The organism is Burkholderia seminalis (genome assembly GCF_001718535.1).
Taxonomy (GTDB): Bacteria; Pseudomonadota; Gammaproteobacteria; order Burkholderiales; family Burkholderiaceae; genus Burkholderia; species Burkholderia seminalis.
The window spans coordinates 2,341,456-2,365,076 of record NZ_CP013398.1 but is presented as its reverse complement, the minus strand read 5'-3'; the positions used below and the strand labels follow the sequence as shown (position 1 = coordinate 2,365,076).

Below are 23,621 nucleotides of genomic sequence, written 5' to 3'. Positions count from 1 at the left end.
CCCTGACTGACGGAACGGACATGCCTCAACTGGTGGTGCTGCCTCACGTCGAACTGTGCCCGGATGGCGCAGTGATCGACGCGACGCCCGGCAAGAGTATCTGCGACAACCTGCTCGATCACGGGATCGAGATCGAGCACGCATGCGAGAAGTCGTGCGCATGCACGACGTGCCACGTGGTGATCCGCGAGGGCTTCAACGATCTGGCGCCGTCCGAGGAGGACGAGGACGATCTGCTGGACAAGGCGTGGGGCCTCGAGCCGACGTCGCGGCTGTCGTGCCAGGCGATCGTGACGGAAGATTCGGACCTGGTGGTCGAGATTCCGAAGTACTCGATCAACCACGCGAAGGAAAACCACTGACCTAACCCGGAGGCAGGCGATGAAATGGACCGATTCGCGTGAAATAGCCATTGCGCTGGCGGACAAGCACCCCGACATCGACCCGCAGCGGATCAATTTCGTCGACCTGCGCCAGTGGGTGCTCGAACTCGACGGCTTCGACGACGATCCGAAGCACTCCGGCGAGAAGATCCTCGAAGCGATCCAGGCACACTGGATCGACGAATCGGATTTCGACGACGAGGACTGACCGATCGGGCACGGCGTGCGTCGCGTGGGCGCGCGTGGCACCAATGAAAAAACGGCTCGCGGGCAATTGCTCGCGAGCCGTTTTCGTTTTCAGGCCGGCCATGCCCCCGCACGACAGGCGGGCAGGGGGCGCAGCGATCGGGCGATTACGCGCCGACCAGCGTGCCGTTCTCGATCCGCACGCGCTGGCCCTGGCCGAACGGCGGCGGGTTGTGGTACGTGAACGTGCGCGTCGCGCCGCTTTCCATCTGCACTTGCACCTGATAGTCGGTTTCCGCGCGCACCTGCTTCTCGACCTGGTTACCGGCGAGACCGCCGCCCAGCGCGCCGATGATCGTCATCGCGGTGCGGCCGTTACCGTGGCCGAACTGGTTGCCGAGCAGGCCGCCGGCGGCGGCACCGCCCACGGCGCCGATCCCCGAGCTCTGGCCCGGCGTGCGCGTCTGCGTGATCGCGACGATCGTGCCGCAGCTCTGGCAGTAAGTCTGCGCGGGCGCGGACGGCTGCTGCGCGTACTGCGGCGGCTGCGGTGCCGTCGTATGACGGCGATGCGGCGCGGCCGGACGCGGCGCGGGCTTCGGCTCGGCTTGCGCGGCCGCCGCTTTCTCGGCGGCCAGCTTTTGCTGCGCGGCCTGTTCCGCGGCCTGCTGCTGCGCTTGCGCGGCGAGCGCCGCGCTGGCGGCTGCGGCCGTGTCGACGGCCGGCTGCGACGCGATCAGCGCGGCCTGGGTCTGGCCGCTTTGCGCGTTGTTGCTGCTGGCCTTCGGGATGAGCCCCGTGATCGCTGCCGTCGCCGCGAGGCTGGCGACGATGACGGCGCCGGCGGCGGTGGCGATGAGCGGATGGAGGCGTTGCTTTTGCGGCGTGGTCTGATTCTGGTTGTCCATTTTTTTCTCCGATGTCGATCCGGATCGGCGCGGCGCCGGGCCGGATCCCACGCTCGGGAGCGAGCAGACTCGGCGTTCCTGCGCCCAGTTCTGGTCCCGTGGTCATGCGTGGTGACGCAAGAGGAGTGTCGTCCACCGGCAAGCGGCGCGCCGTATCAAGGTGTAACGAATTGCAGCAGGGCAGCGGCGGTCATGGCAGGGAAAACCCGCAGAAGGCCGTCGCGACGAGGGAATAAAACGGGGAGAGATCGAAAGCCGGCGAACGCCGGCTGGCGGGATTTACGCGTCGTTACAAAGCTGACGCGTGCGCGCCGCAGGGGCGCGGCGCACACGCGGTCGCGGCCGTCAGTCTTCGCGGCGCAGATGCGGGAACAGCAACACGTCGCGGATCGTCGGGCTGTCGGTCAGCAGCATCACGAGACGGTCGATGCCGATCCCGCAGCCGCCCGTCGGAGGCATCCCGTATTCGAGCGCGCGGATGTAGTCGGCGTCGAAGAACATCGCTTCCTCGTCGCCCGCATCCTTCTGTTCGACCTGCTTCTTGAAGCGCGCGGCCTGGTCTTCCGGATCGTTCAGCTCGGAGAAGCCGTTCGCGATCTCGCGGCCGGTCATGAACAGCTCGAAACGCTCGGTGATGCCCGGCACGGTATCCGATGCGCGTGCGAGCGGCGACACCTCGACCGGGTAGTCGATGATGAACGTCGGTTCCCACAGCTGTGCTTCGGCCGTTTCCTCGAACAGCGCGAGCTGCAGCGCGCCGATGCCTGCGTTCAGGAACGCCGGCTGCGACACGTCGACGCCGAAGCGCTTCAGTTCGGTGCGCAGGAACGCGTCGTCCGACAGCTGGCCGTCGGTATAGTCCGGTGCGTACTTCTGGATCGCCTGCGTGATCGTCAGGCGATGGAACGGCTTCGCGAGGTCGAGCTCGCGGCCTTGATACTGGATCGTCGCGGTGCCGAGCGCATCGATCGCCGCCTGGCGGATCAGTTGCTCGGTGAAGTCCATCAGCCAGCGGTAGTCGGTGTACGCGGCGTAGAACTCCATCATCGTGAATTCCGGGTTGTGGCGCGGCGACACGCCCTCATTCCGGAAGTTGCGGTTGATTTCGAACACGCGTTCGAAGCCGCCGACGATCAGGCGCTTCAGGTACAGCTCCGGCGCGATGCGCAGGAACATCTGCATGTCGAGCGCATTGTGATGCGTGACGAACGGCTTCGCCGCGGCGCCGCCCGGGATCGGGTGCAGCATCGGCGTTTCGACTTCCATGAACGCGGCGTTGTCCATGAACTTGCGGATCGACGCGATCGTTTTCGTGCGGGCGCGGAACGTATCGCGCGTTTCCGGCGTGACGATCAGGTCGACGTAGCGCTGGCGGTAGCGCATTTCCTGGTCGGACAGGCCGTGGAACTTGTCCGGCAGCGGACGCAGCGCCTTCGACAGCAGGCGCAGCTCCTTGCACTGGACCGACAGCTCGCCCTTGTTGGTGCGGAACAGCACGCCGCGCGCGGCGACGATGTCGCCGAGGTCCCACTTCTTGAACGCGTCGTAGGTGTCGGCGCCGACGTCGTTCGGCGTCACGAAGAACTGGATCTGGCCCGAACCGTCCTGCACCGTCGCGAAGCTCGCCTTGCCCATCACGCGCTTGAGCATCATGCGGCCGGCCACCGACACCTCGACCGGGTTCGCTTCGAGCGCGGCCTTGTCCGAGTCGGCGAATTTCGCCTGCAGGTCGGCTGCGTGGTGCTCGGGCCGGAAGTCGTTCGGATAGGCGACGCCTTGCTCGCGCAGGGCGCGCAGCTTCTCGCGGCGCTCGGCGATGATCTGGTTTTCGTCCGCCGTGACGGCGGGCTGCGTTTGGGTCGGTTCGGTCATGATGGTCGGAATTCGGAATGGGTGCGGCAACGCAAACGGGAAGGGCGGCGCGGGCCAGGCCGCGCCGCGGCGCTTACACGCCCTGTTTGAGGCTCGCGCTGATGAAGTCGTCGAGATCGCCGTCGAGCACCGCACGCGTGTTGCTCATTTCGACGTTCGTACGCAGGTCCTTCACGCGGCTCTGGTCGAGCACGTACGAGCGGATCTGGTGGCCCCAGCCCACATCGGTCTTGCTCGATTCGAGCTTGTCCTGTTCGGCCTGGCGCTTGCGCATCTCGACTTCGTACAGGCGCGACTTCAGCATCGCCATCGCTTCGGCACGGTTGCGGTGCTGCGAGCGGTCGTTCTGGCACTGCACGACGATACCGGTCGGCATGTGCGTGATCCGCACCGCGGAGTCGGTCTTGTTGATGTGCTGGCCGCCCGCGCCCGATGCGCGGTACGTGTCGATGCGCAGGTCGGCCGGGTTGATCTCGACCTCGATCGAGTCGTCGATTTCCGGATAGACGAACACCGACGAGAACGACGTGTGGCGGCCGCCCGACGAGTCGAACGGCGACTTGCGCACGAGGCGGTGGATGCCCGTCTCGGTGCGCAGGAAGCCGTACGCGTATTCGCCCGTGACCTTGACCGTCGCGTTCTTGATGCCGGCGACGTCGCCGTCGGACTCTTCGAGCACTTCGGCCTTGAAGCCCTTGCGTTCGCAGTAGCGCAGGTACTGGCGCAGCAGCATCGACGCCCAGTCGCACGCCTCGGTGCCGCCGGCGCCTGCCTGGATGTCGATGAAGCAGTTGTTCGGGTCGGCCGGGTTCGAGAACATCCGGCGGAATTCGATGTCGCCGACGCGCGCTTCGAGCTTCGCGGCGTCTTCTTCCGACGCGACGAGCGTGTCTTCGTCGCCTTCCTCGCGCGCCAGCTCGAACAGGTCGAGCGCGTCGCGCAGGTCGCTATCGAGCGCGGTGAGCGTCGTGACGACGCCTTCGAGCAGCTTTTTCTCGCGACCGAGCGCCTGCGCGTTCTTCGAATCGTTCCAGACGTTCGGGTCTTCGAGTTCCTTGTTGACTTCGGTCAGACGCGCAGCCTTGGCGTCGTAGTCAAAGATACCCCCGGAGCTCGCCCGCGCGGTTGCGCAGGTCGAGCAGGGAGCTTTCGATCGCGTTGAGTCGTTCCGCTTCCATGATCGTTCGCTGTTCTTGCTTCGTAAAAAAGCGGAATTATAGCCGATCGGCCGGGTTGCCCGGTGACGCAAACGGTGGGCGCATGCGTGCCGCGGCCCCGTCCGGCGCGGTGCGCGTGCGGGGGCGTACTCGGGGGCGCACTCGGGGCGGGCCAAGTGGCCCGCCGCTCAGCCGGCCGCGTGCTCGACGATCAGCTGGACGCGCGTGACGCCGTTCCACGTGTCGGCAACGAGCCGGTACGCGACCAGCGCGCTCGCGGGCAGCGGCTCGGTGTGGTTGAACCAGATCGCGTTGAAGCGCTGGCGGCCGCGCGCGAGCTGCAGCTTCAGGTGCTTTTCCTTCACGAGCGACTGCGATACGACGTCGAATTCACCCGAGAAAAGCGGGGCCGGAAAGCCTTGCCCCCACACGGCCTCGTCGAGCAGGCCGACGAACTGCGGCGTGAAGTAGGCGTCCTCGAGCTCGCCGTCGGTCTCGATTACGCGGGCGAGCGCGTCGTCGGACAGCCATTCGCGCGCGACGGCCTCGAACGCGGCCGCGAAGCGCGGCACGTTCTCGGTGTCGAGCGTGAGGCCGGCCGCCATCGCGTGGCCGCCGAATGCGACGATCAGGTCGGGCTCGCGCTTCGACACGAGGTCGAGTGCGTCGCGCAGGTGGAAGCCGGCGATCGACCGGCCCGAACCCTTGACCCGCTTGCCTTCTTCGTCGGCGTGCGCGAACGTGAACGACGGCCGGTGGAATTTTTCCTTGAGCCGGCCGGCGACGATGCCGATCACGCCCTGGTGCCACTCGGGGTTGAACAGCGTGATCGTGCACGCGTCGGCCGGGTCGAGGTCGGCGAGATCGGCGAGCGCCTGCTGCTGCATGCCGGCCTCGATCTCGCGGCGTTCGCGGTTCATCACGTCGAGCTGCTGCGCGAGATCCCAGGCGCGGCCGATGTCGTCGGTGATCAGGCACTCGATGCCGAGCGACATGTCGGACAGCCGCCCGGCGGCGTTCAGGCGCGGGCCGAGGCCGAAGCCGAGGTCGAAGCCCGATGCGGTGCGCGCTTCGCGCGCGGCGGCGCGAAACAGCGCGGCGACGCCCGGCTGCATGCGGCCGTTGCGGATGCGTTGCAGCCCCTGCGCGACGAGCACGCGGTTGTTGCCGTCGAGCCGCACGACGTCGGCGACGGTGCCGAGCGCGACGAGGTCGAGCAGCCCGTCGAGGCGCGGTTCGGCTTCCTTGCTCGCGAACGCGCCGCGGCGGCGCAGCTCGGCGCGCAGCGCGAGCAGCACGTAGAACATCACGCCGACGCCGGCGAGGTGCTTGCTCGGGAACGCGCAGCCGGGCTGGTTCGGGTTGACGATCGCGCGGGCGGCGGGCAACGCGTCGCCGGGCAGGTGGTGGTCGGTCACGAGCACGTCGATGCCGCGCGCGGCCGCGGCTTCGACGCCCGCGACGCTCGCGATCCCGTTGTCGACGGTGATCAGCAGGTCGGGCTTGCGCGCGGCCGCGAGTTCGACGATCTCGGGCGTGAGGCCGTAGCCGTATTCGAAGCGGTTCGGCACCAGGTAGTCGATCTGCGCGCCGAACATCCGCAGGCCGCGCACCGCGACCGCGCAGGCGGTCGCGCCGTCGCAGTCGTAGTCGGCGACGACGAGCAGGCGCCGCTTGTCGGCGATCGCGTCGGCGAGCAGCGACGCCGCATCGGCGCAGCCCTTCAGTTCGGTGGGCGGGACGAGGCGCGCCAGCGCGGTCTCGATGTCGGCGGGCGACTGCACGCCGCGCGACGCATACAGGCGCGCGAGCACGGGGTGCAGGCCGTGGCGCGCGAGCACTTCTGCGTCGGCGGGCGCGACGGGGCGGGTAACGATCCGGGTCATACGCGGTGGGTGGGTTATTCGAACAGGGAGGCGAGGGCGCGGCGGCGCCAGAACTTGCGCAGGTCGCCGCGCGTCGCATGCAGCGTCACGGAACTCGTGTCGCCGCACAACGTGACATCGACGCTCGACAAGGCGCCGGTCTGCAGCGCGGCGAGGGCCGGCGCGAACCAGTCGCGCTCGAGCGCGGCGAGCCCGTCGTGCCAGCGCGCCCAGTCCTGTTCGATGAACGGGGTGGTCAGCGCCGGCAGCTCGACGAGCGTCGCGCCGTCGGCGGCGGGCAGCGCGCCGAACGTCGCGGGGGCGCTGCCGCCTTCGATTTGCGCGGCGCGCGCGAGGCCGAGCGCGGCGGGCGACGCCGACAGCACGCGCGCGAACGGCTTGCCGACCGGTTTCAGCGTGCCCTGCGCATGGAACCAGATCGAATTGACGGCCGGCAGCCCGCGCGCCTCACGGGCTTCGTTGACCGGGTGCTGGAACCACGCCATCTGCACTTCGTTCTGCAGCTTCATCCACATCCGCGAGCGTTCGCCGGTGTGGGCCTCGTGCGGCAGCCAGATCTCGATGTTGCGGCCGCTCGCGCGCAGCGGCGCGGCGCCGGCCAGCCGGGCGAGCTGGTCGCTCGACAGGTACCAGCGCGCCGGGTTCGGCGCGTCGAGCCGCACGCCGAGCTCCTCGATCAGCGGCCGCGCGACCGCGAGCAGCGCGGCCGCGTCGCCTTCGTCGAGCGCGAGGGCGGCCGGATCGACGAGCACCAGGTGATCGTGCGCGATTTCGACGTGAACGGGCTCGACGCACGCCCACGCGTGCGCGCCGGGGTCGCCGCCGTCGGCCAGCAGCATGTAGGGCGCAAGCGGCGCCTCGTCCGCGGCGTTGCCCTGGGTCGCGCCGAACCGGCGGGCCAGCCAGCGCTCGTGCGGCAGCGTGCGCTGGAAGTCCTCGCCGGCCACGCGCTCGACGAGGCTGGCGCGGGCGAGCAACTTTTCGAGCGCGGGGCTGTCCAGCGTGTGCAGGGACGAGGCCGCATCGGCTGCCGACGGCAGTGCGAACGGAACGAGAAAATGGAGGCGTCGGTCGTGCATGATGGTGCGCATTGTATGGCAAACTGCGCGCGTGATCGGGCCGGCCGACGGCCCGTTTGCGTCCGGCGGCCGTTTTTCGACCGTGCCCGGACCGATGGCCGCCACCGGGCGGCGGTCCGGCCGCGGGGCGCCTCCCCGCCGTAACCAGCAGAAAGGATTCGCTTGAAACTTCCGTATGAATGGCAGATCGGCTGGCGCTACACGCGCGCCGGCAAACGCACGACCGGCAACGGCTTCATTTCCTTCATCGCGCTCGTGTCGATGCTCGGGATCGCGCTCGGCGTCGCGGCGCTGATCGTCGTGCTGTCGGTGATGAACGGCTTCCAGAAGGAAGTGCGCGACCGCATGCTGTCGGTGCTCGCGCACGTCGAGGTGTTCTCGCCGACGGGCTCGATGCCCGACTGGCAACTGACCGCGCAGGAAGCGCGCCGCAATCCGTCGGTGATCGGCGCGGCGCCGTACGTCGACGCGCAGGCGCTGCTCACGCGCCAGGACGCGGTGAGCGGCGTGATGCTGCGCGGCGTCGAGCCGACGCTCGAGCCGCAGGTGTCCGACATCGGCAAGGACATGAAGGCCGGGCAGCTCGCCGCGCTCGTGCCGGGGCAGTTCGGGATCGTGCTCGGCGATGCGCTCGCCGGCAACCTCGGCGTGACGGTCGGCGACAAGGTCACGCTGGTCGCGCCCGAAGGCTCGATCACGCCGGCCGGCATGATGCCGCGGCTGAAGCAGTTCACGGTCGTCGGCGTGTTCGAATCGGGCCACTACGAATACGACAGCACGCTCGCGATGATCAACATCCGCGACGCCGAGGCGCTGTTCCGGATGACCGCGCCGACCGGCGTGCGGCTGCGGCTGACGGACATGCAGAAGGCGCCGCAGGTCGCGGTCGAGCTGTCGCACACGCTGTCGGGCAGCCTGTACATCCGCGACTGGACGCAGCAGAACAAGACCTGGTTCTCGGCCGTGCAGATCGAGAAGCGGATGATGTTCATCATCCTCACGCTGATCATCGCGGTGGCCGCGTTCAACCTCGTGTCGTCGCTCGTGATGACGGTGACCAACAAGCAGGCGGACATCGCGATCCTGCGCACGCTCGGCGCGCAGCCGGGGTCGATCATGAAGATCTTCGTCGTGCAGGGCGTGACGATCGGCTTCGTCGGCACCGCATCCGGCGTCGCGCTCGGCTGCCTGATCGCGTGGAGCATCCCGTGGCTGATCCCGATGATCGAGCACCTGTTCGGCGTGCAGTTCCTGCCGCCGTCGGTGTACTTCATCAGCGAGCTGCCGTCCGAACTCGTCGCGAGCGACGTGATCCGGATCGGGCTGATCGCGTTCGCGCTGTCGGCCGTCGCGACGCTGTATCCGAGCTGGCGCGGCGCGAAGGTGAAGCCGGCGGAGGCGCTCCGCTATGAATGACCGCGCGACCGCATTCGCGGATTCACGACAACACAACAGACAGGATTCGGCTGGTATGCAGGAATACGTGCTTCAGGCGCGCGGGATCACGAAGGCGTTCGTGCAGGGCGGCTTCAACGTGCAGGTGCTCAGCAACACCGAGCTGACGGTGCGGCGCGGCGAGAAACTCGCGGTCGTCGGCGCATCGGGCTCCGGCAAGAGCACGCTGCTGCATGTGCTCGGCGGGCTCGACGAGCCGAGCGCGGGCGAGGTTTCGCTGCTCGGCAAGCCGTTTACGCAACTCGCCGAGCGCGAGCGCAACGAATTGCGCAACCGCGCGCTCGGTTTCGTCTACCAGTTCCATCACCTGTTGCCCGAATTCACCGCGCTCGACAACGTCGCGATGCCGCTGCGCATCCGCCGGATGACGACCGAGGATGCGCGCGAGCAGGCCCAGGCGATGCTCGAGCGCGTCGGTCTCGGCCCGCGCGCGAAGCACCGGCCGGGCGAGCTGTCGGGCGGCGAGCGCCAGCGCGTCGCGATCGCGCGCGCGCTGGTCACGAAGCCGGCATGCGTGCTCGCCGACGAGCCGACCGGCAACCTCGACGGCACGACGGCCGACACGGTGTTCAACCTGATGCTCGAACTGTCCGAGACGCTCGAAACGAGCTTCGTGATCGTCACGCACGATCCCGATCTCGCCGCACGCTGCGACCGCATCATGCGGCTGCGCGACGGCGTGCTGCACGAGGAGCCGGCGCTGCCGGTGTGATACGCGATCGTCCTTGAGCCGATGCCGGGTGGGTCCCGGCGCGGCGCAGGGGCGCAGGACTGCCGCCATGTGGATCGACACGCACTGCCATCTCGACGCCGCCGAGTTCGACGCCGACCGCGACGCGGTCGCGCATGCGGCGCGCGCGGCCGGCGTGTCGCGCATCGTGATCCCGAGCATCGGGCGCGACAACTTCACGACGGTGCGCGAACTCGCGCAACGCACGCCGGGCGCCGTCTATGCGCTCGGCATCCATCCGATGTATACGCCGCAGGCGCGCGACGAGGATCTCGACCGCCTGCGCATGGAGATCGAAGCGAGTCTCGACGATCCGCGCTTCGTCGCGATCGGCGAGATCGGCCTCGACTACTTCGTGCCGGGGCTCGACGAAGACCGGCAGCAGTTCTTCTATCAGGGACAGCTCAAGCTGGCACGCGAATTCGACCTGCCCGTGCTGTGCCACGTGCGCAAGTCGCAGGATCGCGTGCTCGCGGGGTTGCGCCGTTTCGGCGTGCGGCGCGGCATCGCGCATGCGTTCAACGGCAGTTTCCAGCAGGCCGACGCGTATCTCGCGCAAGGGCTGCATCTCGGCTTCGGCGGCAACGTGACGTTCTCGCGCGCGCTGCAGATCCGCCGGCTCGCCACGGAACTGCCGCTCGACGCGCTCGTCGTCGAGACCGACGCGCCCGACATCGCGCCCGAATGGGCGTACAAATCCCGCAATACGCCCGACCAGGTGCCGCGCATCGGTGACGTGCTCGCCGAACTGCGCGGGACCGATACCCGTTCACTCGGTCTATCCACAACGGCCAACGCGCTCGCCGCGCTGCCGCGACTCGCGCTTTCGTCCGCATAATCGTTGCCGGAAGGCGCCGCATTCGTCAGCGCGGCGCCAGGTCGACGAGGAGGCGCGATGCGCGTGGGGTGGATCGCGTTCGCGCTCGGCGTCGCCGTGCTGCAGCGGCAGGCGGCGTTGCCGGGTGCGATCGCATGGATGGCCGGTGCGGCCGTGCTCGCCGGATGCGCGGCGCTGGGTGCGTGGTGCATGCGTCGCCGGCGCACGCGCGCGACGGCCGCGCTCGGATGGATGCTGTGCACGCTCGCGGCCTGCGTCGCGGGATTCGGCTACGCGGCCGTGCGCGCCGAATGGCGGTTGAGCGACAGCTTGCCGGCGGAATGGGAAGGGCGCGACATCGTCGTCACCGGCGTGATCAGGGGGCTGCCCGTCGTCGACGAGAGCGGTGCGCGGCTGCTGTTCGCGGTCGAGTCGAACGATGCCGGGCTGGCCCGTTTCCCGCCGCTGATCCGGCTGTCGTGGCGCGCGTATGGCGCGCCCGCGGCACGTGACGCGCTGCCCGACCTGCGGGCCGCCCAGCGCTGGCGTTTCGTCGTGCGCCTGAAGCGTCCGCATGCCGAGGCCAATCCCGGCGTGCGCGACAGCGAGGCGGCGTGGCTCGCCGCGGGGATTCGCGCGATCGGCTATGTCAGCGCGCCGCACCGGGCGGCATTGCTCGATGCGCGCGCAACGGGATGGCGCGCGTCGATCGACCGGGTACGCGACTGGCTGCGGACACGCATCGGCGAGACGCTCGGTGTCGATGCGGCGCATCGCGGCATCGTTGCCGCACTGGCGATCGGCGACCAGTCGGCCATCGGCGACGACGACTGGCGTGTCCTGCGCAACACGGGCACGAGCCACCTGGTCGCGATTTCCGGATTGCATGTCGGGCTGGTCGGCGCGATCGCGGGCGGGCTCGTGTCGATGGTCTGGCGCCGCGTGCGCTGGCGCGCGCGGGCCGCGACGCTCGTATTGCCGGCGCCGTACGCGGCCGCGCTCGCCGCGCTGGCGGCGGCGGCCGGCTACGCGGCGCTGGCCGGCTTCAACGTGCCGGCGCAGCGGGCGTGGTGGATGATCGCGGGCGGGGGCGTCGCGTACCTGGCCGGACGCAGCGTGCCGACATCCGCGGTGCTGGGCGCGGCACTCGGCGGCGTGCTGCTCGCCGATCCGTGGGCCGTGCTGTCGGCCGGGTTCTGGCTGTCGTTCGGTGCAGTCGCCGTGATCCTGCTGGCCGTCGCCGGCTGGCGCGCCGCGCGTGTGGCCGACGCGGAGGGCGACGAGGGCAGCGGCGGCGCGAGTCCGTCGAGCCGGTTGCTTGCGTGGGGCCGGCGCGCCGGCCGCCGCGTCGCCGAGGCCGCGCGCGTGCAATACGCGGTGACGATCGGTCTCGCGCCGCTCACCGCCGCGTGGTTCGCGCAGGTTTCGCTGTCGGGGCCGCTCGGCAATGCGTTCGCGATTCCGTGGGTCAGCTCGGTCGTGACGCCGGTCGTGCTGGCCGGCATCGCGTTGCCCGCGCCGTTCGATGCTTACGCGTTCCGGCTCGCGCATGCGGCGCTCGAACCGATGATGACGCTGCTCGGGCGCCTCGCCGACTGGCCGGCCGGCGTGTTCTGGCTGCGCATGCCCGACTGGCCGGTGCTGGCGCTCGCCTGCGTGGGCGTCGCCTGGGCGCTGATGCCGCGCGGCTGGCCGTTGCGCTGGGCGGCGCCGCTCACGTGGCTGCCGCTCGTTGCGCCGGCGCCCGATGCGCCGCCGCCTGGCGGTTTCCGGATGACCGTGCTCGATGTCGGGCAGGGGGCGTCGGTGCTGGTCGAAACCGCGCGGCGGACCTTGCTGTTCGATGCCGGCCCGGGGCCGGAGTCGACGCACGCCGGCACGCGGATCGTCGCGCCGGCGTTGCGAGCGCGCGGCATCGCGGCAATCGATTCGCTCGTGCTCAGTCATGCGGATGCCGACCATGCGGGCGGTGCGCCGGCCGTCTATGCGGCGGCCGACGTGCGCCAGTTGCTGGCCGGCATTCCGCCGACGAACCGGCTGTGGCGCGACGCCGAGGCCGCCGGCGTCGCCGACCGGCTGCCGTGCGCGGCCGGGCAGCGCTGGACCTGGGACGGCGTCGTCTTCACGATCCTGTGGCCGCGCGGCGGCCCGGGCGCGGGCTCGTCGAACGGGCAGTCGTGCGTGCTGCGCGTCGACGCGGGCGGCACGTCCGCGCTGTTGACGGGCGACATCGACGCCCGCGGCGAACGCGAGCTCGTGAACGCGACGCCCGACGCGCTGGCCGCGCAGATCCTGGTCGTGCCGCATCACGGCAGCCGCACGTCGTCGGTCGAGCCTTTCCTCGATTCGGTCGGGCCGCGCGTCGCGGTATTTCCTGTAGGCTATCGCAATCGTTTCGGGCATCCGCACCGGACCGTCCTCGCGCGCTACGAGGCGCGCGGGATACCGCTGCCGCGCACCGATCGCGACGGTGCCGTGCGGTTCGACGTCGCGCCGGCCGGCGGCGGGTTCGCATTCGCGCGTTATCGCGACGAGCGGCGCCGGTACTGGATGGAGCGGTGACGGCGGGCGGGACGGAAAGCGCGGCCCGCGCACCGTGCCGGCGCGCGGGCCCGACAGAACGCAAAGCATGGAGCCGGAGCACGTGCCGAAGCACTCACTCCGGTCGACACAGGAGACATCGGCGTTTGAAGGACATCCTCCACTTCTCGCATGCGAACGGCTTCCCGGCGTCCACGTACCGGACGATCTTCGCCGAACTGGCCGACGACTACGAGCTGCGCTACATCGAGCGGATCGGCCATGACCGCCGCTATCCGGTGACGCGCGACTGGCCGCATCTCGTCGAGCAGCTGCTCGACGACATCGGCAGCCGCTACGAGCGCCCGGTATGGCTCGTCGGCCATTCGCTCGGCGGCTACCTGTCGCTGATGGCCGCGCTGAAGAAGCCGCAATGGGTGCGCGGCGTCGTGATGATCGACTCGCCGATCATCGCCGGATGGCGTGCCGGCGCGTTGCGGGCGAGCCAGTGGGCGGGGCTCGACGAGCGGTTGTCGCCGGCCGCCGCGACGCGCAACCGGCGCACGCGCTGGGTGAGCCGCGACGAAGTCTGGCGGCACTTCCGCGAGAAGCCGGCGTTCGCGCGCTGGGACGAACGGATGCTGGCCGACTACATCGATTACGGGATTCCGCAGGCTGGCGCCGACGGCGAGCGGGCGCTCGCGTTCGACCGGCAGGTCGAATACCTGATCTACCGGACGTTGCCGCACACGCTCGGCCCGCGGCTCGCGCACGGCGCGCCGGTGCCGCTCGGCTTCCTCGCCGGCACGCGTTCGCGCGAGGTGCGGCAGGTCGGGCTCGATGCGACGCGGCGGGCGGCGCGCGGCCGCGTCGAGTGGCTGGAAGGCAGCCACCTGTTCCCGATGGAGCGGCCGCTCGAGACCGCCCGCGCATTGCAGCGGATGCTGAATTCGCTGCGGGCGGAAGAGGCCGGGGCGGCGCACGGCGGCGCACCGCTCGCGAGGCGCGCCTGACGCGTCGTCCGGCGAGGCCCGTCATGGGCCGCGGCGAGCCGGCCGCGTTGCCCGGCCGGCCGGTTTTCCGCGGCGCGTACGGCTGGCGCGGGCCGGCGCGAAAGGGCGCGATCACCACGGCAATTGCTGAGAAAAGGGCGGGCTTTACGGTATAATCCGTTTTTCCCGCGAGCATCCAGCGATGACCAAATATGTTTTCGTCACCGGCGGCGTAGTTTCTTCCCTTGGCAAGGGTATTGCCGCCGCTTCCCTCGCCGCGATCCTTGAATCGCGCGGTCTGAAAGTCACCCTCCTCAAACTCGATCCGTACATCAACGTCGACCCCGGCACGATGAGCCCGTTCCAGCACGGGGAAGTGTTCGTGACGGAAGACGGGGCGGAGACCGACCTCGACCTCGGCCACTATGAGCGCTTCATCAGCACGAAGATGCGCAAGGCCAACAACTTCACGACCGGCCAGATCTACGAATCGGTGATCCGCAAGGAACGCCGCGGCGACTATCTCGGCAAGACCGTGCAGGTCATTCCGCACATCACGAACGAAATCCAGGCGTTCATCGAGCGCGGGGCCGCGTCGGCCACCTGCGGCGAGCCGGATGTCGCGATCGTCGAGATCGGCGGCACGGTCGGCGACATCGAGTCGCTGCCGTTCCTCGAGGCTGCGCGCCAGATGAGCCTGCGCCTCGGCCGCAACAGCGCGTGCTTCGTGCACCTGACGCTGGTGCCGTACGTCGCGACGGCGGGCGAGCTGAAGACGAAGCCGACCCAGCACAGCGTGCAGAAGCTGCGCGAGATCGGCATCCTGCCGCACGTGCTGCTGTGCCGTGCGGATCGCCGCATCCCCGACGACGAATCGAAGAAGATCTCGATGTTCTCGAACGTGCCGGAAGACGCCGTGATCTCGGTGTGGGACGCCGACAGCATCTACAAGATTCCGCAGATGCTGCACGACCAGGGCCTCGACCGCATCATCTGCGACGAGCTGAAGCTGTCGCCGAAGGACGCCGACCTGAGCATGTGGTCGGCGCTCGTCGAGAAGCTCGAGAACCCGAAGCACGAAGTGACGATCGGCATGGTCGGCAAGTACGTCGACCTGACCGAGTCGTACAAGTCGCTGATCGAGGCGCTGCGCCACGCATCGCTGCATACGTCGACCAAGGTCAACATCGAGTACATCGACTCGGAAGAGATCGAGACGAACGGTGTCGACAGCCTGAAGCATCTCGACGCCGTGCTGGTGCCGGGCGGTTTCGGCCGTCGCGGCACGGAAGGCAAGATCGCGGCGATCCGCTACGCGCGCGAGTCAAAGGTGCCGTACCTCGGCATCTGCCTCGGCATGCAGCTCGCGGTGATCGAATTCGCGCGCGACGTCGTCGGCCTGAAGCAGGCGAACAGCACGGAATTCGATCCGGACACGCCGGAGCGCGTGGTCGCGCTGATCACCGAATGGTACGACCGCGAAGGCAAGGTCGAGACGCGCACCGAGGAATCCGACCTCGGCGGCACGATGCGCCTGGGTTCGCAGCGTTGCCCGATCAAGCCGGGCACGATGGCGGAAGAAATCTATGGCAAGGACGTGAACGAACGCCATCGCCATCGTTATGAAGTGAATAACCGCTTCGTGCCCCAGCTCGAAGCCGGCGGCCTTATCATCAGCGCCCGTACCCCGAGCGAGGATCTGCCGGAAATGATGGAGCTGCCGCGCTCGATGCACCCGTGGTTCGTCGGCGTCCAGTTCCACCCGGAATTCACGTCCACGCCGCGTGACGGCCATCCCCTCTTCAAGTCGTTCGTCGAAGCCGCGCTCGCCAACAAGCAAGCGCGCGGAGTGTAAAGCATGAAGCTGTGCGATTTCGAGGTCGGTCTCGACAAGCCTTTCTTCCTGATCGCGGGTACCTGCGTCGTCGAATCGGAGCAAATGACGATCGACACGGCGGGCCGCCTGAAGGAGATCTGCGAGAAGCTGAACGTTCCGTTCATCTACAAGTCGTCCTACGACAAGGCGAACCGCAGCTCGGGCAAGTCGTTCCGCGGCCTCGGAATGGACGAAGGCCTGCGGATCCTCGCCGAGGTGAAGCGCCAGCTCGGCCTGCCGGTGCTGACCGACGTGCACGCGATCGACGAGATCGAGCAGGTCGCGTCGGTCGTCGACGTGCTGCAGACGCCGGCGTTCCTGTGCCGCCAGACCGACTTCATCCACGCATGCGCGCGCTCGGGCAAGCCCGTGAACATCAAGAAGGGCCAGTTCCTCGCGCCGCATGACATGAAGAACGTGATCGACAAGGCGCGCGACGCGGCACGCGAAGCGGGGCTGTCGGAAGACCGCTTCATGGCGTGCGAGCGCGGCGTCTCGTTCGGCTACAACAATCTCGTGTCGGACATGCGCTCGCTCGCGATCATGCGCGAGACGCACGCGCCGGTCGTGTTCGACGCGACCCACTCGGTGCAGTTGCCGGGCGGGCAGGGTACGAGCTCGGGCGGCCAGCGCGAATTCGTGCCGGTGCTCGCGCGTGCGGCGGTCGCGACGGGTGTCGCCGGCCTCTTCATGGAAACGCACCCGAATCCGGCGGAAGCGAAGTCGGACGGCCCGAACGCGGTGCCGCTGAACCGGATGGGCGCGTTGCTGGAGACGCTCGTCACGCTCGACCAGGCGGTGAAGCGCAATCCGTTCCTGGAAAACGATTTCAATTAAAGATCGAATGAACCTTGCGACGGCTTCGCGCGTCTGTAGCGAAAGCGGTTTCGGCGCGCGCGCCGTCGCAGTTTGAAGAATCCATCGTCATTCTCAGAGGAAACCCATGAGTGCCATCGTAGATATCATCGGCCGCGAGATTCTGGATTCGCGCGGCAACCCCACCGTCGAATGCGACGTGCTGCTCGAATCGGGCACGATGGGCCGCGCGGCGGTGCCGTCGGGCGCGTCCACCGGCTCGCGTGAAGCGATCGAACTGCGCGACGGCGAAGCCGGCCGCTACAACGGCAAGGGCGTGCTGAAGGCCGTCGAGCACATCAACACCGAAATCTCCGAAGCCATCATGGGCCTCGACGCGTCGGAACAGGCGTTCCTCGACAAGACGCTGCTCGAGCTGGACGGCACCGACAACAAGTCGCGCCTCGGCGCGAACGCGATGCTGGCCGTGTCGATGGCCGTCGCGAAGGCGGCCGCCGAAGAGGCCGGCCTGCCGCTGTACCGCTACTTCGGCGGTTCGGGCGCCATGCAGCTGCCGGTGCCGATGATGAACATCGTCAACGGCGGCGCGCACGCGAACAACAGCCTCGACATCCAGGAATTCATGATCGTCCCGGTCAGCCAGCCGACGTTCCGTGAAGCCCTGCGTTGCGGCGCGGAAGTGTTCCACGCGCTGAAGAAGATCCTGAGCGACCGCGGCATGAGCACGGCGGTCGGCGACGAAGGCGGCTTCGCGCCGAACTTCGGCAGCAACGACGAGTGCCTGTCGACGATCCTGCAGGCGATCGAGAAGGCCGGCTACCGTGCGGGCGAAGACGTGCTGCTCGCGCTCGACTGCGCGGCATCCGAGTTCTACCACGACGGCAAGTACCAGCTCGCGGGCGAAGGCCTGCAACTGTCGTCGGCCGAATTCACCGACTACCTCGCGACGCTCGCCGACAAGTTCCCGATCGTGTCGATCGAGGACGGCATGCACGAAAGCGACTGGGACGGCTGGAAGCTGCTGACCGACCGCCTCGGCAAGAAGGTGCAGCTGGTCGGCGACGACCTGTTCGTCACCAACACGCGCATCCTGAAGGAAGGCATCGAGAAGGGCATCGCGAACTCGATCCTCATCAAGATCAACCAGATTGGTACGCTGACCGAAACGTTCGCGGCGATCGAAATGGCGAAGCGCGCGGGCTACACGGCCGTGATCTCGCACCGCTCGGGCGAAACGGAAGATTCGACGATCGCGGACATCGCGGTCGGCCTGAACGCCGGTCAGATCAAGACGGGTTCGCTGTCGCGCAGCGACCGCATCTCGAAGTACAACCAGCTGCTGCGCATCGAGGAAGATCTCGGCGACATCGCGAGCTACCCGGGTAAATCGGCTTTCTATAACCTGCGCTAACGCGCTACTATCGGGTTTGTCATATCGACGCCGCTCTGTGCTCGTGCGCGGAGCGGCGCTTCTTATATCTGCGTCTCTTACATGCGGCTTGTCACTGTCGTCCTGATTGCCTTGCTGGCGCTCATTCAGTACCCCCTATGGTGGGGACACGGCGGCTGGCTGCGGGTGCATGAATTGCGTCAGCAGCTCGACGACCAGCTCCAGAAGAATGCGGACGAGAAGCTGCGCAACGAGCGCACGGCCGGCGAAGTGCAGGATCTGCAGAGCGGCACCGCGGCCATCGAGGAGCGTGCGCGCTACGAGATGGGCATGGTGAAGGACGGCGAGGTATTCGTGCAGTTCGTGTCGCCCAATGCGCCTGCGGGGCCGATGAACAACACGCCGTCGAACACGTCGACGCGTGGTACCGTCTCCGCGGCGCCGGTGCGTGTCGTGCCGAATCCGCAGTCGATCGCGAAGCCGTCGCGGCACCATGGCGGCGACAAGGGCAAGTCAGCGCATCACTGATCGCGATACGGTCGAATCCATTGGAAAAGCGCGGGAAATACCGCGCTTTTTTATTTCCTGCCAGGCATCAATCGATCGATTGACGGCTTACCACCACCAGCCCGGGTAGCCGTAGCCGATACCCGTTCCCCAGCGATTTCCCCATCCGCCGTAATACCCGCCGTAGACCGTCACGGGTGGCGGCGAGTAGTACGCCCATGCGCGCGCGGCGGCCTCGGCTGCGATCGCGCTGTTCTGTTCGCGCAGGACCTGCTGGTCGATTTCGTCGTAGCGCTTGCGTTCGGCGCTCGACAGCGCGGGTGGGCGGCCGTTCGACGCGCCCGGCTCGGGCAGGCGGCTCAGGATCGTGGAAGTCGGCGGCGGCATCGCGCAGCCGGCGAGCGCGAGCGTGCCGGCGGCGACGCTCGTCAGGATGAGGGGGCGAAACGGGCGGAGGCGATTCATGTGTTTCTCCTGCAGCGCGCCGACGGCGGGAAGCGGTGTGCGCCGAAGGCCGGGCCTCCGGCGCCAGAACCGTGCGTGCGGCGCTCGTGCGTCATTATGCGCCCGTGCCCGGGTGGCGGGCACGGGCACGCCGCTCAGTGACGCTGGTCGGTTGCCGGCGCGATGCCGGTCTCGACGCCGGGCGCCGCGAACAGCTGCGCGACGTCGACGGGATCGAATTCGTAGCGCTGGTTGCAGAACTCGCAGTGGATCTCGACGTGGCCGCGCTCGACGATCACGCTGTCGACTTCCTCGCGGCCGAGCATGCGCAGCATCGCGCCGACCTTCTCGCGCGAGCACGAGCACTGGAAGCGCGTGCCGGCCGGCTCGAAGTGCTGCACGTTTTCCTGCCAGAAGAGCCGGCGGAACACGACTTCCGGTTCGACCTCGAGCAGCTCCTTCGCGGACAGCGTACCGCCGAGCGTACAGACGCGCTCCCACGTGTCGATATCGGTTTCGGCGTTGCGCGGCACGATGCCGCCGTCGCCCGGCAGCTTCTGCAGCAGCATGCCGACCGCGCGGTCGCGATCGGCCGCGAGCCACAGCCGCGTGTCGAGCTGCTCTGAGTGATGCATGTAGTGCTCGAGTACCTGCGACACCGATTCGAGCGGGCCGTCGACGCCGTTCAGCGGCACGATGCCCTGGTACGGCTGCTGGCCCGGCAGCTTGTCGGCCGGGTCGAGCGTGATCACGCAACGGCCGTGGCCGCTCGCGTTGACGAGCGACGCGAAGCTCGTGTCGTCGCCGATCGTCTGCGCCGCGTCGCCGGCGAATTTCGCGGTAGCCCGCATCGACAGATCCGAGCCGCACTGGACGACCAGCATCTGGACCGGCCCGTCGCCGAAGATCTGCATGATCAGGGTGCCGTGAAATTTCAGGTTCGCGGACAGCAGCGCGCACGCGGCCATCATCTCGCCGAGCACCGTGCGCACCGGGGCGGGGTAGTCGCGGCGGGCGAGCACTTCCTGCCACGTATTGCGCAGCGAAACGATCTCGCCGCGCACGGGCGCCGCATTGAACATGAATTTCTGTAACTGGTCGCTCACTCTTCTTCCTTGAAATCCGCGCGAATCACCCGATCCGCACGAGTTGCTCCTTGAAATGCGCGCGCCGCTCGACATACGTCTTCGCGTTCGCGCGCAGCCGCGCGATGTCTTCCGCCGACAGCTCGCGCACGACTTTCGCCGGCGCGCCGAGAATCAGCGAGTTGTCCGGGAACGTCTTGCCTTCCGTCACGACCGCGCCGGCACCCACCAGACAGTTGCGGCCGATGACCGCTCCATTCAAGACCACCGCCTGGATCCCGATCAGCGAACCTTCGCCGATCGTGCAGCCGTGCAGCATCGCCTGGTGCCCGATCGTCACGTTTTCGGCAATCGTCAGCGGAAAGCCCGGGTCCGTATGCAGGACCGCCCCTTCCTGGACGTTGCTGCCCGCGCCGACGGCGATGGTCTCGTTGTCGCCGCGAATCGTCGCGCCGAACCACACGCTCGAATTCTCCTCGAGCACGACCTTGCCGATGATGGCCGCCGTATCGGCGACGAACACGCTTTCGTGGATCGTCGGGGCCGTCTCGCCCAGCTTGTAGATCGTCACGGAGTCTCCTTGTCTCTTCGATGAGGGGCGCCGGTAAAATGGCGCGTCCGGTTTGCCCGGCGCGTGGCGCCGCGGAACAAACGCATATTGTAAACCGTCGCGTGCAGGTGCTCCCGCGACGCGTACGCAAGGTGTCCCCGTTTATGAGCATGGAGTCTTCTTCTTCCGGCATCGCGCCGGCCTGCGTGCGCCGCGTGGCGCTCGATGCGCTGTGCCTGTCCGAACCGGCGGCGAAGGCAGCCCGGGTCCGCGCGCTGCACGATGCGCTGCGGGCCGGGCAGGCCACGATCGCACCGTCGCTCGCGTTGCCTGAACCGGCCGACCTGCCCGGACGTCCGGCCCGCCCGCCGCTCGTCGAGCCGCGCCAGCTCCAACGGCGCAGCATGCGTTCGCCCGAAGGGCGCGCGGTGCTGCTGCACGCGCTCGCCCATATCGAATTCAACGCGATCAACCTGGCGCTCGACGCGGTCTGGCGCTTCGCGGGCCAGCCGGATGCGTTCTACGCGGACTGGCTGAAGGTGGCGGCCGAGGAGGCCTATCACTTCACGCTGCTGTCCGACCGGCTGGCGGCATTCGGGCATGCGTACGGCGATTTTCCCGCGCACAACGGACTGTGGGAGATGTGCGAGCGGACCAAGGGCGACGTGCTGGCGCGCATGGCGCTCGTGCCGCGCACGCTCGAGGCGCGCGGGCTCGATGCCTCGCCGCCGATCCGGGCGCGGCTCGTGCAGGCGGGCGACGACGCGTCGGCCGCGATCCTCGACGTGATCCTGCGCGACGAGATCGGCCATGTCGCGATCGGCAACCGCTGGTTCCGGCATCTGTGCGACGCAGCCGGCCGCGATCCGGTGCCGACCTACCGGCAGCTCGCCGGGCAATACCATGCGCCGCGGCTGCGCGGCCCGTTCAATGTCGACGCGCGGCGCGATGCCGGCTTCGAGCAGGCCGAACTCGACGAACTGACCGCGCAGGACGCCGCGGACGCACACGCGGCACGTTAGCCGACCCGCGCGCCCGGCCGGCGGTGCGAGCCGGCGGCCGCTCGAATGCCGCCGCCGCTAGAGCGCGGCCTCGATTGCGGGCCGCCGGAACGGAAGCGCCGCCGCTATAATCGAACGACCATTCTTTTTTTGGCGGCTGCAATGAGTGCCTCGAGTTCTGTTTCCGATTTCGTCACGGTGCGCGGCGTCCGGCTGCATGTGCGGCGCTGGGGCCGGCCCGATGCGCCGACGCTGTTCATGCTGCACGGCTGGATGGACGTCGCGGCGTCGTTCCAGTTCGTCGTCGATGCGTTCGCGGGCGACTGGCAGGTGATCGCGCCCGATGCGCGCGGTTTCGGGCTGTCCGACTGGCCGGTCGCCCGGCAGGGCGGCGGCCACTACTGGTTCCACGAATACCTGGGCGATCTCGATGCGCTCGTCGACCACTATGCGCCGGGCGGCGAAGTCAACCTGGTCGGCCACAGCATGGGTGCGAACGTCGTGTGCCTGTACGCCGGCGCTCGGCCGGAACGCGTGCGGCGCGTGGTCGACCTCGAAGGCTTCGGGCTCGCGCCCGCGCGTGCCGAACAGGCGCCGCGCCGGTTGCGCGGCTGGCTGGACGAGCTGCGCGAGCCGCCCGCGTTGCGGCCCTACGCGTCCCTCGACGACGTGGCGGCGCGCCTGATCAAGACCAATCCGCGGCTCGCCCCGCGCCGGGCCGCATTCCTCGCCGAGCATTGGTCGACGCGCGGCGACGACGGTCTCTACCACCTGTTGGCCGACCCGGCGCACAAGATGCCCGGCCCGCTGCTGTACCGGCTCGACGAGGTGATGGCCACGTGGAAGCAGGTGCGCGCGAAGGTGCTGCACGTCGAAGCCGTCAACTCACCGACGCTCGCGCACATCGCCGGCGACATCCCGCTGCCCGAGTTCAAGGCGCGCTTCGCCGCGTTCCCCGACTGGCGCGAAAAGCTCGTCGAGGACGCCGGTCACATGGTGCATCACGACCAGCCCGAGCAGGTCGCGGCGCTGATCGAGGCGTTCTGCGCGTAGGCGCGCGACGCCGGCGGCAGGGCAGGCGGGCGGCGCAATTGCCGCGTTGCAGTAGAATGAAGCCTTACCTGCCATACCGACAATGAACGCCGATCTCCACTGCCATTCCAATGTTTCCGACGGGTTGCTGTCGCCTGCCGACGTCGCGCGCCGCGCACATGCGGGCGGCGTGACCCTGTGGGCGCTGACCGACCACGATGAAATCGGCGGCCAGGCAGCGGCACGCAGCGAGGCGGAAGCGCTCGGCATGCGCTACCTGAGCGGTGTCGAGATTTCGGTCACGTGGGCGTCGCGCACCGTGCACATCGTCGGCCTGAACATCGATCCCGCGAACCCGGCGCTGGTCGACGGCCTGTACCGTACGCGCCACGGTCGTGCGGCCCGCGCGGTGGCGATCGGCGAGCAGCTTGTGACGCTCGGCATTCCCGGTGCATACGACGGCGCGCTGAAGTACGTGTCGAATCCCGACCTGATCTCGCGTACGCATTTCGCGCGCTTTCTCGTCGAGAACGGCCACGCCGAATCGACGTCCGACGTGTTCGACCGCCTGCTCGGCGACGGCAAGCCCGGCTTCGTCCCGCATCGCTGGGCATCGCTGTCCGACGCGGTCGGCTGGATCCGTACGGCGGGCGGCGAAGCCGTGGTCGCGCATCCGGGCCGCTACCGGTACACGCCCGTCGAATTCGACGCCTTCTTTGGCGAGTTCATCGATCTGGGCGGCCGCGCGATCGAAGTCATCACGGGCAGCCATACGCCCGACCAGTACCGCGAATACGCGGACGTCGCGCGTCGCTTCGGCTTCGAAGTGTCGCGCGGCTCCGATTTCCATGCGCCGGGCGAGGGCCGCGTCGAGCTCGGCAGCCTGCCGCCGTTGCCGTCCGACCTCACGCCGGTCTGGGAGCGCTGGCTCTGAC

22 protein-coding genes are annotated in these 23,621 nt (G+C 68.5%); 14 read left to right on the top strand and 8 right to left on the bottom strand.

The window, feature by feature from the left end; genetic code table 11:
* Window positions 1-20: 20 nt before the first annotated feature.
* Window positions 21-362, top strand: a complete 342-nt coding sequence (gene fdx, locus WJ12_RS10710) for an ISC system 2Fe-2S type ferredoxin (RefSeq protein WP_034188939.1) — start codon at window positions 21-23, stop codon at window positions 360-362.
* 19 nt (window positions 363-381) lie between these two features.
* The gene (iscX, locus tag WJ12_RS10705) at window positions 382-591 is read left to right on the top strand and encodes a Fe-S cluster assembly protein IscX (protein ID WP_021157676.1); all 210 of its coding nucleotides are present in this window, start codon (window positions 382-384) and stop codon (window positions 589-591) included.
* A 145-nt stretch (window positions 592-736) separates the two neighbouring features.
* On the opposite strand, the gene WJ12_RS10700 is transcribed toward iscX, so the two are convergent.
* From WJ12_RS10700 to WJ12_RS10685, 5 genes are all read right to left on the bottom strand, one after another.
* A complete protein-coding gene (locus WJ12_RS10700; protein ID WP_034188938.1) occupies window positions 737-1,477 on the bottom strand; it encodes a glycine zipper 2TM domain-containing protein in 741 nt (246 codons plus the stop codon).
* A gap of 345 nt (window positions 1,478-1,822) precedes the next feature.
* Window positions 1,823-3,349, bottom strand: a complete 1,527-nt coding sequence (gene lysS, locus WJ12_RS10695) for a lysine--tRNA ligase (RefSeq protein ID WP_034188937.1) — start codon at window positions 3,347-3,349, stop codon at window positions 1,823-1,825.
* Between the two features lie 73 nt (window positions 3,350-3,422).
* Window positions 3,423-4,527, bottom strand: a protein-coding gene (prfB, locus tag WJ12_RS34640; RefSeq protein WP_124609692.1) for a peptide chain release factor 2 whose coding sequence is annotated in 2 segments (ribosomal slippage) — window positions 3,423-4,445 and window positions 4,447-4,527 — 1,104 coding nt in all. Because the reading frame shifts where the segments join, the coding sequence is not laid out codon by codon here.
* A 167-nt stretch (window positions 4,528-4,694) separates the two neighbouring features.
* The gene (recJ, locus tag WJ12_RS10690) at window positions 4,695-6,392 is read right to left on the bottom strand and encodes a single-stranded-DNA-specific exonuclease RecJ (protein ID WP_059562018.1); all 1,698 of its coding nucleotides are present in this window, start codon (window positions 6,390-6,392) and stop codon (window positions 4,695-4,697) included.
* Window positions 6,393-6,406: 14 nt separating this feature from the next.
* Entirely contained in the window at window positions 6,407-7,471 is a 1,065-nt protein-coding gene (locus WJ12_RS10685; RefSeq protein WP_124609693.1) for a regulator, read from the bottom strand.
* A gap of 162 nt (window positions 7,472-7,633) precedes the next feature.
* Here WJ12_RS10685 and WJ12_RS10680 point away from each other — a divergent pair, with 162 nt between their 5' ends.
* The 9 genes from WJ12_RS10680 to ftsB all read left to right on the top strand — a co-directional run bounded on the left by WJ12_RS10680 (window position 7,634) and on the right by ftsB (window position 18,595).
* On the top strand, window positions 7,634-8,887 hold the full coding sequence (locus WJ12_RS10680; RefSeq protein ID WP_034188934.1) for a lipoprotein-releasing ABC transporter permease subunit: 1,254 nt from the start codon (window positions 7,634-7,636) through the stop codon (window positions 8,885-8,887).
* A complete protein-coding gene (gene lolD / locus WJ12_RS10675; RefSeq protein WP_080287859.1) occupies window positions 8,880-9,638 on the top strand; it encodes a lipoprotein-releasing ABC transporter ATP-binding protein LolD in 759 nt (252 codons plus the stop codon). The genes WJ12_RS10680 and lolD overlap by 8 nt, the downstream gene beginning before the upstream one ends.
* 67 nt (window positions 9,639-9,705) lie before the next feature.
* Window positions 9,706-10,494: a TatD family hydrolase gene (locus WJ12_RS10670; RefSeq protein WP_059562012.1), complete on the top strand. Its 789-nt coding sequence runs from the start codon at window positions 9,706-9,708 to the stop codon at window positions 10,492-10,494.
* A 57-nt stretch (window positions 10,495-10,551) separates the two neighbouring features.
* Window positions 10,552-13,035, top strand: coding sequence for a DNA internalization-related competence protein ComEC/Rec2 (locus tag WJ12_RS10665; protein ID WP_059562010.1), 2,484 nt, complete (start codon window positions 10,552-10,554; stop codon window positions 13,033-13,035).
* Between the two features lie 125 nt (window positions 13,036-13,160).
* Entirely contained in the window at window positions 13,161-14,006 is an 846-nt protein-coding gene (locus WJ12_RS10660) for an alpha/beta fold hydrolase (protein ID WP_034188930.1), read from the top strand.
* Between the two features lie 181 nt (window positions 14,007-14,187).
* Complete coding sequence (locus WJ12_RS10655; RefSeq protein ID WP_034188929.1) at window positions 14,188-15,840, top strand: CTP synthase; 1,653 nt, start codon at window positions 14,188-14,190, stop codon at window positions 15,838-15,840.
* Between the two features lie 3 nt (window positions 15,841-15,843).
* Complete coding sequence (gene kdsA, locus WJ12_RS35875; protein WP_034188928.1) at window positions 15,844-16,698, top strand: 3-deoxy-8-phosphooctulonate synthase; 855 nt, start codon at window positions 15,844-15,846, stop codon at window positions 16,696-16,698.
* 106 nt (window positions 16,699-16,804) lie between these two features.
* Window positions 16,805-18,088 carry a phosphopyruvate hydratase gene (gene eno, locus WJ12_RS10645; RefSeq protein WP_006478406.1) on the top strand — a complete coding sequence of 428 codons (1,284 nt, stop codon included), beginning with the start codon at window positions 16,805-16,807 and terminating at the stop codon, window positions 18,086-18,088.
* An 81-nt stretch (window positions 18,089-18,169) separates the two neighbouring features.
* Window positions 18,170-18,595, top strand: coding sequence for a cell division protein FtsB (gene ftsB / locus WJ12_RS10640; RefSeq protein WP_059562008.1), 426 nt, complete (start codon window positions 18,170-18,172; stop codon window positions 18,593-18,595).
* 87 nt (window positions 18,596-18,682) lie between these two features.
* Here ftsB and WJ12_RS10635 read toward each other — a convergent pair whose 3' ends face one another.
* The 3 genes from WJ12_RS10635 to WJ12_RS10625 form a co-directional block, all read right to left on the bottom strand.
* Entirely contained in the window at window positions 18,683-19,039 is a 357-nt protein-coding gene (locus WJ12_RS10635) for a hypothetical protein (protein WP_049034861.1), read from the bottom strand.
* Window positions 19,040-19,173: 134 nt separating this feature from the next.
* A complete protein-coding gene (gene hslO, locus WJ12_RS10630; RefSeq protein ID WP_034188925.1) occupies window positions 19,174-20,124 on the bottom strand; it encodes an Hsp33 family molecular chaperone HslO in 951 nt (316 codons plus the stop codon).
* Between the two features lie 25 nt (window positions 20,125-20,149).
* Window positions 20,150-20,674: a gamma carbonic anhydrase family protein gene (locus WJ12_RS10625; RefSeq protein ID WP_034188924.1), complete on the bottom strand. Its 525-nt coding sequence runs from the start codon at window positions 20,672-20,674 to the stop codon at window positions 20,150-20,152.
* A gap of 143 nt (window positions 20,675-20,817) precedes the next feature.
* On the opposite strand from WJ12_RS10625, the gene WJ12_RS10620 reads away from it, so the two are divergent.
* From WJ12_RS10620 to WJ12_RS10610, 3 genes are all read left to right on the top strand, one after another.
* Window positions 20,818-21,675: a ferritin-like domain-containing protein gene (locus WJ12_RS10620; RefSeq protein WP_059562005.1), complete on the top strand. Its 858-nt coding sequence runs from the start codon at window positions 20,818-20,820 to the stop codon at window positions 21,673-21,675.
* 141 nt (window positions 21,676-21,816) lie between these two features.
* Entirely contained in the window at window positions 21,817-22,707 is an 891-nt protein-coding gene (locus WJ12_RS10615) for an alpha/beta fold hydrolase (RefSeq protein WP_059562003.1), read from the top strand.
* 82 nt (window positions 22,708-22,789) lie between these two features.
* Window positions 22,790-23,620: a 3',5'-nucleoside bisphosphate phosphatase gene (locus WJ12_RS10610; RefSeq protein WP_059562000.1), complete on the top strand. Its 831-nt coding sequence runs from the start codon at window positions 22,790-22,792 to the stop codon at window positions 23,618-23,620.
* The last annotated feature ends 1 nt before the right edge of the window (window position 23,621 follow it).